Annotated in this window: 11 protein-coding genes and 2 pseudogenes; 10 read left to right on the top strand and 3 right to left on the bottom strand. The window is 42.7% G+C overall.

The window, feature by feature from the left end; translation table 11 throughout:
* From F6K38_RS29100 to F6K38_RS29110, 3 genes and pseudogenes are all read left to right on the top strand, one after another.
* Positions 1 to 188: pseudogene (locus tag F6K38_RS29100) on the top strand (IS630 family transposase); the annotation flags it as partial.
* A gap of 329 nt (positions 189 to 517) precedes the next feature.
* Positions 518 to 2614, top strand: a complete 2097-nt coding sequence (locus F6K38_RS29105) for an ABC transporter ATP-binding protein (protein ID WP_287358546.1) — start codon at positions 518 to 520, stop codon at positions 2612 to 2614.
* Positions 2615 to 3157: 543 nt separating this feature from the next.
* Positions 3158 to 3430: a hypothetical protein gene (locus tag F6K38_RS29110; RefSeq protein WP_287358548.1), complete on the top strand. Its 273-nt coding sequence runs from the start codon at positions 3158 to 3160 to the stop codon at positions 3428 to 3430.
* 11 nt (positions 3431 to 3441) lie between these two features.
* Here the strand turns inward: F6K38_RS29110 and F6K38_RS29115 are convergent, their stop codons facing one another.
* The gene (locus F6K38_RS29115) at positions 3442 to 4767 is read right to left on the bottom strand and encodes an RNA-guided endonuclease InsQ/TnpB family protein (RefSeq protein ID WP_287253183.1); all 1326 of its coding nucleotides are present in this window, start codon (positions 4765 to 4767) and stop codon (positions 3442 to 3444) included.
* Between the two features lie 78 nt (positions 4768 to 4845).
* On the opposite strand from F6K38_RS29115, the gene tnpA reads away from it, so the two are divergent.
* From tnpA to F6K38_RS29135, 4 genes are all read left to right on the top strand, one after another.
* Positions 4846 to 5250, top strand: coding sequence for an IS200/IS605 family transposase (tnpA, locus tag F6K38_RS29120; protein WP_287295765.1), 405 nt, complete (start codon positions 4846 to 4848; stop codon positions 5248 to 5250).
* A gap of 74 nt (positions 5251 to 5324) precedes the next feature.
* Positions 5325 to 5621 (top strand): helix-turn-helix domain-containing protein, encoded by a 297-nt coding sequence (locus tag F6K38_RS29125; protein WP_287253178.1) that lies wholly within the window; start codon positions 5325 to 5327, stop codon positions 5619 to 5621.
* Between the two features lie 442 nt (positions 5622 to 6063).
* Entirely contained in the window at positions 6064 to 6318 is a 255-nt protein-coding gene (locus F6K38_RS29130) for a microviridin/marinostatin family tricyclic proteinase inhibitor (protein ID WP_287253174.1), read from the top strand.
* Positions 6319 to 6577: 259 nt separating this feature from the next.
* Positions 6578 to 6958, top strand: coding sequence for a microviridin/marinostatin family tricyclic proteinase inhibitor (locus F6K38_RS29135; RefSeq protein ID WP_008184776.1), 381 nt, complete (start codon positions 6578 to 6580; stop codon positions 6956 to 6958).
* Between the two features lie 48 nt (positions 6959 to 7006).
* Here F6K38_RS29135 and F6K38_RS29140 read toward each other — a convergent pair whose 3' ends face one another.
* Together F6K38_RS29140 and F6K38_RS29145 are read right to left on the bottom strand one after the other, a co-directional pair.
* A complete protein-coding gene (locus tag F6K38_RS29140) occupies positions 7007 to 7267 on the bottom strand; it encodes a hypothetical protein (RefSeq protein WP_008184774.1) in 261 nt (86 codons plus the stop codon).
* A 730-nt stretch (positions 7268 to 7997) separates the two neighbouring features.
* Positions 7998 to 8357: a transposase family protein gene (locus F6K38_RS29145; RefSeq protein WP_287295764.1), complete on the bottom strand. Its 360-nt coding sequence runs from the start codon at positions 8355 to 8357 to the stop codon at positions 7998 to 8000.
* A gap of 133 nt (positions 8358 to 8490) precedes the next feature.
* Here F6K38_RS29145 and F6K38_RS29150 point away from each other — a divergent pair, with 133 nt between their 5' ends.
* The 3 genes and pseudogenes from F6K38_RS29150 to F6K38_RS43635 all read left to right on the top strand — a co-directional run.
* A complete protein-coding gene (locus tag F6K38_RS29150; RefSeq protein WP_008184770.1) occupies positions 8491 to 9036 on the top strand; it encodes a hypothetical protein in 546 nt (181 codons plus the stop codon).
* Positions 9021 to 9284: a zinc ribbon domain-containing protein gene (locus F6K38_RS29155; protein ID WP_044493312.1), complete on the top strand. Its 264-nt coding sequence runs from the start codon at positions 9021 to 9023 to the stop codon at positions 9282 to 9284. The genes F6K38_RS29150 and F6K38_RS29155 overlap by 16 nt, the downstream gene beginning before the upstream one ends.
* Positions 9285 to 9643: 359 nt before the next feature.
* Positions 9644 to 9739 (top strand): annotated as a pseudogene (locus tag F6K38_RS43635) (MvdC/MvdD family ATP grasp protein); the annotation flags it as partial.
* Between the last annotated feature and the right edge of the window lie 120 nt (positions 9740 to 9859).

The raw sequence follows: 9859 nt of genomic DNA on the forward strand, positions 1-9859 counted from the left end.
AGTATAGTCCTGATTATAACTTAATTGAATTGGTTTGGCATTCAGCAAAAGAATATATTGCCAATCGAGTTTTCAAATCAATTGAAGAATTAGAATGTTTGTTAAATCATCTTTTAAATGAAGGAGGGTTAATTATAAAATGGGTACGAAAAATAAAAAACAAAGGCAATGCTGTTATCACAGTTTAAATGCGCAACAGCTTAGCTGATAGCTGATAGCTTACTTCCCAGGTAGCAGCCAGATCGATCTGATTGAAGATAGAAAACAGCTGATAGCTGAGAGCTGAGAGCTGATAGCTGATAGCTGAGAGCTGAGAGCTGATAGCTGAGAGCTGAGAGCTGAGAGCTGAGAGCTGATAGCTGAGAGCTGATAGCTGATAGCTGATAGCTGATAGCTGATAGCTGATAGCTCACAGCTGACGGCTGACCGCTGACCGCTGACAGCTGACCTAGGGAGTAAACCCTAGAGTTTTTGTATGATTTAAGTTAACTCTCTTAACTTAATCCTCTTGAATGCCATGACTGACAATGTTCTTGACGTCCGTAATCTGAAAGTCCAATTCCAAACCGATGTAAAACAGGTCACAGCCGTTGACAGCATAGACTTTCAACTGCGTCGAGGACAAACCCTAGGGATTGTGGGGGAGTCAGGCTCTGGGAAATCAGTCACGTCTTTGGCCATAATGGGTTTGGTACCCTATCCTGGTAAGGTTACCAATGGCGAGATTTATTTCCGACCCTCAGCTCGGGAAAAAGAAGTGGATTTGCTAGGGCTGAGTCCTGATCAAAAACAGTCCTACCGGGGTGGTCAAATCTCAATGATTTTCCAAGAACCCATGACTTCCCTTAACCCAGTTTATACCTGTGGGTTTCAACTGACGGAAGCAATTCTGCAACACCAGGATGTTTCCCTAAAAGAAGCAAGGCGTCAAGCCATGGCTCGTCTTCAAGAGGTGAAGCTACTCCCTAGCGATCAACAATTGAGGGAGACTTTTCTAGAGGAATTCCGTCGGGAGAACCCTGGTCAAGCAATACCAGGGGAACGGCTAATTAATCGCCACATTAACCAGCAAAAACGGGAAATATTAAAGCGTTATCCCCATGAACTGTCTGGTGGTCAATTGCAGCGGGTCATGATTGCGATCGCAATTTCTTGTAACCCTGATGTGTTGATTGCTGATGAACCCACTACTGCTCTTGATGTTACCGTACAGGCAACTATTCTGGATTTGCTGAGGGAGTTACGGGATACCCGAGGGATGTCCATGATTTTTATTACCCACGACTTAGGGGTAATTGCGGAAATTGCTGACAGCGTAGCGGTGATGTACCAAGGCAAAATTGTGGAAAGGGGTGATGTCTGGAAAATTTTCTCTGAGCCAAACCATCCCTACACCAAGGGATTATTAGCCTGTCGCCCAACTCTGGATAAAACTGTAACATACCTACCAACTGTTTCTGACTTCATGGAGGTGGTAACTACTGCTAGTGGGGAAGAGGTAATCCGAGAAAAATCAAAAGGGTTGAATGTTGACCGGTTCCAGCTTCAAACTTCGTCAGATAACCTACCCTACGGGAACGCTAAAGGCGAACAACCTTCAACCTCCCAACCTTCAACCTCCCAACCTTCAACCTCCCAACCTTCAACCTCCCAACCTTCAACCTCCCAACCTTGGCCAAAAGGCCACGCTACGCGAACAACCTTCAACCAAACAACCACACAACCATTAGTTTCGGTGCGTAACTTACAGGTAGGCTTTCCCATTCGAGGCGTATTTGGCGGGACGAAACGCTATCTGATGGCAGTCAATGGAGTATCCTTTGATGTTTATCCCAGTGAAACCTTGGGCTTAGTAGGAGAATCCGGTTGTGGCAAATCTACCTTAGCACGAACATTGCTGCGCTTGATTGAACCAATGGGTGGAGAAGTAAACTTTGATGGTAAAGAGATTACCAAAATCAAGGGTATGGGTTTGCGGCAATTACGCCGTGAAATGCAAATTGTGTTTCAGAATCCCTTTAGTTCCCTCGACCCACGACTGAAGATTGGGGAAGCAGTGATGGAACCCCTATTGATTCATGATGTTGGGGGTAATAGTAAGGAAAAATGCGATCGCGTGGCTGAGTTGTTGGAGCGAGTGGATTTAAATCCTGACTGGATGAATCGCTATCCTCACGAATTTTCTGGAGGTCAGCGCCAGCGGGTCTGTATTGCTAGGGCACTCGCTCTTAATCCTAAGTTTATCATTTGTGATGAATCCGTTTCTGCTCTAGATGTTTCCGTACAGGCACAAGTCCTGAATTTGCTGAAACAATTGCAGGAGGATTTCGGCTTAACCTATATATTCATTTCCCATGACTTGAGTGTAGTTAAATTCATGAGCGATCGCATTATGGTAATGAACCAGGGCAAAATTGAAGAAATTGGTCCCGCTGACAGTATTTATCGAGAACCGAAACAGGATTATACTCGTCAGCTGATTGCTTCTATTCCCACTGGTACTCTCGATCGGATTCAACAGCAGCAACACAGACGACAAGCTATGGAAATACCTGAGATTAATGATCCATGGTCTATTAATTCTGAGATTAGTGATCCATGGTCTGTTAATTAAGGGAAAGGTTATTTTTTTTAAATTCAAAATGCCAAATTAAAAATTCAAAATTACATAAGCTATCAGCTAATGCCCTACGCGCACGCTACTTGAGGTGCTATCAGCCTCGAAGTCTGTGCCAGGAGTCATGGAATTTTCCCCATACTTTCAATTCTCATTAATCTGGAATTATTAAATTATCTCGTTCTAGGTTTATTGTAAGCACCTCAAGTAGCGTGAGCTTTTAGCTGACGGCTGACGGCTGACGGCTGACGGCTTACAAAATTACTAGCCTTATAATTTTGAATTGTTGACAACAAATACAAGCCTCTGAATTCATTTCGGGGGTATTTTTTAATTTTGAATTGATAATTTTGAATGGTCGCAAAGCAATTGACGTTCCTCCCAAATTAGTTTTTTAAGTTTTTTAACGTTTTTACAGTATTTAAATGTTTTGTGTTATTATGAAAGTAAGGAGATAAGGAGATAGAAAGAAGCCAGCGCAAAGTTTCCATGGCAAACGCTGGCTTCTGGCTCCTCCATTAACACAAGGAGATAGATCCTATGCTAAAACCAATTCACCCTGATGGTGAGGGTCACCCCTACCAACAAACGGTGGAACAGGCTTCTGTGGAACAGGCTTCTAGCCTGTCCCACACTGACTATGAACTGGGGTATAGTCATAGATCCCTGATATCGCGATACCCGACATCGCTGTCAGTGGCGGATTTGCCACCTCATTTTGCGCTAGCGCTAGACTTTTGCAGTTTACCAGCCATAAGCTTACTGCCAAGGGAACAAGACTTAGAAACTCTAGCAGTAGAGGAGGCTTTTTGACACTCCCCGGTCTAAAGACGCGGGGATTCTGCTGACAAGATAAACTTAGGTAACGTCCAAAGTCTAATCTTCGCTACGGTAGTCAAACACCGTCTACTCAGTCTGGATAGGTCTATGCCTAGCTTTCTGGCTACTTTTCTCAAGATATTTGCACTACCATTTAAGTCAGCATTTACTATTGACTTATTTGAAGTCTTATAAAGACCGCGCTTTACACGCTTTCCTGATGCTTTCCACCCACTTGGTTTTTCTCCATAAGCAGGTAGGGAGTCTCCATCAAGATAGCTGGCCTTACTGGTGTAAGCTTCCTCCGTCAATTCCAAATGGATTCCGTGTAAACTGCACAACTGAGATAGCCTATCTTTTAGCTTCCCTAAAGGTATTTGAACAAACTGTTGATTGTTTATCCTACCCATATTGGAGCATTGTTTAAAACCTTCATTCCAGCCTAGGACTATAGTCCCAATACTGTATTCAAGGCAATGGTTGATTATTATCTTAGCGGCCTTATTTATTCCATCTCTCATCCGATGGTTCCGTTTCCGAGTAACCCTATCAAGCCAATTATCCCAATAATCTTTTGCTCTACCTTTCTTTCTTGTAGAGACTTGCTTGTTCCAATATTGGTTAAAGGACTTCATGGCACGACAGTCTATTAAAAAAGAATTTCCTAAAGTGTCAACGCAAGCCGCTAAATTACTAGAAGTCCCTAAATCTATACTCAAAGCCTCTTTGCTTTTATCTTTGACTTGGACTGACTCTGGTATCTCATAAGATACTTCTAGGTAAAAAGCCCCATTTTTAGGTAAAATAGTCCATTCTTTTATTTTTATATCTTCTAAATTACTAGGAAAAGACAGAGAGAATTTTTTGATTCCAAACCATCTCTTTACATTTAATCCCAGAGAAAAAGTAATTAAGTCTTCATGTCTCTTTGGCTTTTGCCCTCCTGAATTTGGATAAGAGACTTTAAACATCTTTTTCCCTTTCAAATATCCAGGAGGCTTCGGTCTACTTTTTAAACCCCCTTTGAACCAAGACTCTCTTAGCTTCTTATAGGATTTAAGTGCTTCGGCCACACTCATCAATGTCTGCTGGGCTGGGGTGGAGGGGAGAGACTTAGCTACAATCGTCTTTCCTACGCTTTTTTCATATATCAAGTCGAATTTCCCTGTAAGTAGTTTTCCTGTTTTGAAAAACACTTGACGAGAAAAGTAAACTCCCATATTGTACAGTTTCCCTGACTGCTCACAAAGATAAGTCAGGATTGCCTCTGTCTCTTTGTCCGGGTGTAAAAGGATTTGCTGAACCCCTACTTTTAACTTCTTTTTAGCCATTATCGACCCTCAGGGGTTTGTCGTTAACTATATATTAACCTACAATAAAAACAACAGCAAGTCCGGAGAGAAAATAAATTGAGAAAGAGCGGTTTTGAGTACAGACACTACAACCATGCGGTCGGGGTGTGTACTGTACATTTAGTATGGATACCGAAAAGAATAAAAAAGGTATTGGTAGGAAAGATTAGGGATAGGATTTACGAAATTTTTACTGAGATAGCTTCGGAGAAGAACTGGAATATTAAAGCTTTAGAGGTTGCTCCTGATCATATTCACCTTTTTGTAGAGATAAATCCAACAGATGCTATTTATCAAGTAGTCAGGGCTTTCAAAGGCAGAAGTGCAAACTACTTGCGAAAAGAGTTCCCTGAATTAAAAAAACTGCCATCTCTTTGGACTAATAGTTATTTTTTTAGTACCGCAGGGAAGGTGAGTAGTGAAACTATTCAGCGGTATATCAACGACCCTCACCACGGATAAGAAGGTGGCTAAAGCCACTATGGAGAATTCCTCCCCGGTCTTTAGACACGGGGAGGAATTCTACCTAGATCTTTATGAAAAAGCCCCGTCCTCTAACCGAAAAAGACCAAGCCTTAATCCAGCGCTACAGTAACTGCCAATTGGGAATGACACCACAAAAGTTTTATGGCAAATGGTTAGTGACTTATGAGGTCATCGCCTGTATTTGCTCCCGTAGTGATGCTACAGTACAGCGCTGGTTTGCCAGAGGTCACAACTATCGCTCTCCCATGCCCATCGATTTGTACCATCTGGCCATAATGGATTTCCTTCTGGAGAATTTTGAAGAAATGCCTGAAAAACTCCAGAATTTCCTGTGTCCACCACATTAACAAGATGGAGATATCCGGAGATGAGAAGATTCCGAATAGTAGACTCAGAATCGTCTTTATTTCTTTGATATCCAGATAATATCACTATTGTCACGCTTGGGTAATGGGTAAGGTAATTGTGATTACTCTCGTACCATTACCCATTAGCAAAAATAATACCAATGGTTCCAAGTAGGAATACACCCCAATTCCTAGGGCTATCATACATAATTTTTAGTTTTATGTACCATTATTTTTTTATTATTAAGTGTAGAATAATTTTAGCTTGATAAGCTATTAATTAATCCTTTCAAAACTCCCTAAATTAGTGAGGCAATATTTTAGCCAAAGGATTAAATTTAGCGAGTTTAATATCTTGAGATGAGTAGGTGATTTTTATCCCATTAAAATGGGAGTTTAACTAGCCAGTAAGTTTCCTCAATTATCTAGGAGTAATTTTACGATGTCAGACATGAACAATCCAGAAGAAAATTCCCAAGCAGTTCCCTTTTTTGCCCGCTACTTGGAGGGACAATTTATTGAAGACTTATCTAAGGAAGAAATGGAAACTGTCAAAGGTGGTAATGTATTGCCTATTCGCAGTCTTACCAGAAAGTACCCATCTGATCGGGAAGATTGGTCGGGGGTAACCTTCAAGTTTCGAGATGATCTAATAGTTGAGACTCAAAAGTACCCATCTGATCAAGAAGATATATAGCAATCCGTGTAATATTTTCAGACCGGGGATATCTGGAAGATAGGGAATAATCTACCCAGAGCCTAACTTATTTATTTTAGGTTTAAATTAAAAATTTTCGCCAATTTGGCGTTACAACTAGGGGGGCATGGCTTTTAATAGATTTATAGGGAAATAGTTGTGTCTATTTGTTGTGTCTATTTCTAGTTAGGAACATCAGTTAGCCACATTCTATATCCTATTTCCCCACATCCTATTTATCCACTAGGAGTTAAAAGCCATGTCTAATATGGACAAACCAGAAGAAAATTCCCAAGCAGTTCCCTTTTTCGCCCGCTACCTAGAAGGGCAATGGTGCGAAGAGCTATCTGAAGAGGAAATGGATGATGTTAGAGGCGGTCGCGGATTTGCGTTCACAGAGAAGTTCCCCTCTGATTTTGAAGATGGTGCCGGATGCTTTACTCGCAAGTATCCCTCAGATCACGAAGAGGGTGGTGGTGGTCCAGCCTTGACTAAGAAGTATCCCTCTGATCACGAAGAGGGTGGCGGTGGTCCAATTGCGATGACCCAGAAGTTCCCATCGGATCAAGAAGATGGTGGCGGTGGTTCAGTTGTGACCCTGAAGTTCCCTTCTGATGAGGAAGATGCTCCCCACAAGTAATATCGTATCGAGTTGACTATAGGGTTTACTAATTAGCGTGAGGTACATCTAAATTTTATTCGCTGTTCCGAAACTCCGAAGCTCCCTTCTAAAACCAAGAAGGAAAGTACCCAGGGCTATAACATTTCTGAAAATGTGCTTGAGTGTGTCTAGTCCAAACTGGCACCGTCTTTGCGCCTGAGCCATATTTGAAAAGTCATGAGAACGATAGATATTTAGAGCAAAGTTACGAGCAACGGCAAAGATTTGAGGTAACTGATGCATGCGAATACGTGAAGCATCTTCACCCTGAGTAACCAAATCGCACATAATGAACCTTGTTCTCTACACCCCAATATCCAAGGGATGCGCTGAGGCTTTGGACTCAGCAGACAAGGGCGTAAGAAGCAACATAGTAGCGTGTTTCCTTTTCCAGACGGTGTTGCCCCCCCTTTTTGAATTGTCGAACACTAAGGGTTCGAATCAGAGTCTAATGCCCTGGCCAGGGCTGGATGTTGTCGAGTTGGTTGCAGATGCGTGCCGACCCGTTTCTCGATCCGACCATGTCCTTAAGTAATGTCAGTATGACTGTGTTCGGCTACAAAGTAAGCTTTGACGCTTTTGAATAGATTGCCCTGATTGCCTTTAATCGCCCCCAGGTAGTGATTCTCAGCTCTCTTTGATCAACTGAGCCGTTTTTTTGAGTGCTAATCGCATCTATGGCGTTGACCACACCCTTAACAGCCAGTTGGGTAATAAATTCTGGTATTGAAGTTACCGTAAGGTAGTGGTCGCCTTTATGGTTAGTCGGCTATGCATAAAAGGGTTAAAACTTTTTGATTAAGGCGACCACTACCTAAGGTTTCGTCTCTTGGCTTTGACGCACGTTCGTTTTGCTATCCACTTGATCAGGCTCTTGAATCAAACCCCGCTCGACCAGGTAAGCACTGACTAACATAATTGCGCTTGTGAGGGGGAGAATCAGGATTGTCCCTTTCTAGTTGGTATGAGCCCCGTAAGACTTTGCCATCGACAGCTAAGGTTTCCCCGCGCCTTGGGTTCAATGCCAAAGAACCGAGCCAGGGCCGCAGAATACTGCTGATAATCCTTTGGTTTTTAGGACACGACGAATCGTGCTGTAGGAAGGAATTCGCCGCTTTGGGGGTAGAAAACGTTCAATCTTGTCCTCCCGATAGCTGTTGAGCCAATCGCCAATCGCTCTTAACCCTCGGTTACCAGCCGCTATAGCCAGAGTAAACAGAGCTAGACATAGAGCGACTTTATGCCGTTTACCTGAGACCTTGCGCACATCTGGGATATCAGAAAAGGCTTCTAAAATCTCGATCGGCTCTGGGGTTGACTCCTCTTGGGACAGGCTAGGCAGTAAAACAGCAGGGGCAGATTGGGGGGGCTGACCCATGGTCACTAATCAAACTCTCGGTTAACTTGTAAGCCTAGCATTTCTTGGCTTTCATGAGAATGAAATAGCCCTGGGAAAGTACCTCACCCAATTTATAACTGCTATAACACAATTAACAAAGGTCAAAGATTCGATGCAGCAGGTAATTACAGCAAAGCTGAAGTTGAACTGCACACCGGAGCAAAAGCAAAAGCTTCGTGCAGTTACTTTAGCTTATCGTGATGCCTTGAACTATACATCGAAATTGGCGTTTGACAAAGGCAAACTTTCTGATGCGGCTAAGTTACAAAAGCAGGTTTACTACGACATTCGAGAACGCTTTAGGTTACCAGCCCAAATGGCATGTAACGTACCTCGACAGGTAGCTGCAATCTATAAAAATCTCTGGATGAAAGTAGAGCGTAATGCTACTCACTTAAAATCCGGGATTACCAACAAGCGTTACCAAGGCTTAGATCCCCCTCCTAAATTCAGAGCTCGGACCTGTACGTTTAGTTACAAGCGTGACTACTCATTTGTTAAAGGTAAAGCTAGCCTAGTTACCTTAGAAGGTCCCATAAAAATTGACTACTCCGGAGCTCAAAAACACTTAGACTTGATTCATTCAGGTGCTGCAAAAATAGGTACAGCAATAATTTGCACTTCATTGACTATAAAGCCGTTTTGGGTGGCGCTTTAGCGATTAGAGTTGATGCTAATTTCACCTCCCAGTCATGTCCCCGTTGTGGTCACACCAATAAAGCCAATCGACCCAATCAGGGCTTAGATTTTGATTGCATGGCTTGTGGATACAAACTACATGCTGATTTAGTTGGAGCCAAGAATATCGCACTGAGAACGCTCCTCTTGAGGCAAGACTTTGAGAGGACGGGGCGACTTTCAACCGTCCCTGATGTGTCCCAGGATGAAACCAAAACTCTAGACTGAGGGGATTGCCAAAGGCTAGCCTATCTCGGGAATTAGATTGGAGGTGAACTGTAGACACAATCCCCTTGCCAAGGGTGTACTCGATTAGGGTACTCGATTAGACAGGGGTAGTTGAAATAATTACCGATACTATTTCTCCCTTTGCGTCAACTGAGCTTTTGAAACCCGCGATCAGCCCTCAGCTATCAGCTTTGGGCTGAGTGTTATTTATTTTACTTAGGACTTACGAAGTTTAGTTGGTTTTGCCCCCCTAACCCCCCAAGTTTGGGGGATTACTCAAAAAGTCCCCCAAACTTGGGGGATTTAGGGGGCAATGGCTAATTCCTATTACTGTTATTTATTCTTCACCATTAACGTATATGAACCGATCTCGTGATATAATTCTATTAATAACCCACAGTGGTGATTACTTCACTATTGATAGAGTAGCGGAATCCCTATCAAAAAGAGGGGTTAGTAGACAGTTATGCAAAGTGTCATAAAGTCTAGTAAAGTCTTTTCATAATTGTTAGAATAGAGACATGACACTAGTACCACGACCTAAGGCGGTCGAACTTACGGGACTCTCTCAAACC

The sequence above is a fragment of the Moorena sp. SIO3B2 genome, assembly GCF_010692525.1.
In the GTDB taxonomy this organism is placed as follows: domain Bacteria; phylum Cyanobacteriota; class Cyanobacteriia; order Cyanobacteriales; family Coleofasciculaceae; genus Moorena; species Moorena producens.

Bases quoted from the DNA above. Each gene is read 5' to 3' on its own strand.
- F6K38_RS29145 (WP_287295764.1), bottom strand. From the start codon at position 8,357: ATGGGTCAGCCCCCCCAATCTGCCCCTGCTGTTTTACTGCCTAGCCTG.
- F6K38_RS29115 (WP_287253183.1), bottom strand. From the start codon at position 4,767: ATGGCTAAAAAGAAGTTAAAAGTAGGGGTTCAGCAAATCCTTTTACAC.
- F6K38_RS29110 (WP_287358548.1), top strand. From the start codon at position 3,158: ATGCTAAAACCAATTCACCCTGATGGTGAGGGTCACCCCTACCAACAA.
- F6K38_RS29105 (WP_287358546.1), top strand. From the start codon at position 518: ATGACTGACAATGTTCTTGACGTCCGTAATCTGAAAGTCCAATTCCAA.
- F6K38_RS29125 (WP_287253178.1), top strand. From the start codon at position 5,325: ATGAAAAAGCCCCGTCCTCTAACCGAAAAAGACCAAGCCTTAATCCAG.
- F6K38_RS29140 (WP_008184774.1), bottom strand. From the start codon at position 7,267: ATGTGCGATTTGGTTACTCAGGGTGAAGATGCTTCACGTATTCGCATG.
- F6K38_RS29130 (WP_287253174.1), top strand. From the start codon at position 6,064: ATGTCAGACATGAACAATCCAGAAGAAAATTCCCAAGCAGTTCCCTTT.
- F6K38_RS29150 (WP_008184770.1), top strand. From the start codon at position 8,491: ATGCAGCAGGTAATTACAGCAAAGCTGAAGTTGAACTGCACACCGGAG.
- F6K38_RS29135 (WP_008184776.1), top strand. From the start codon at position 6,578: ATGTCTAATATGGACAAACCAGAAGAAAATTCCCAAGCAGTTCCCTTT.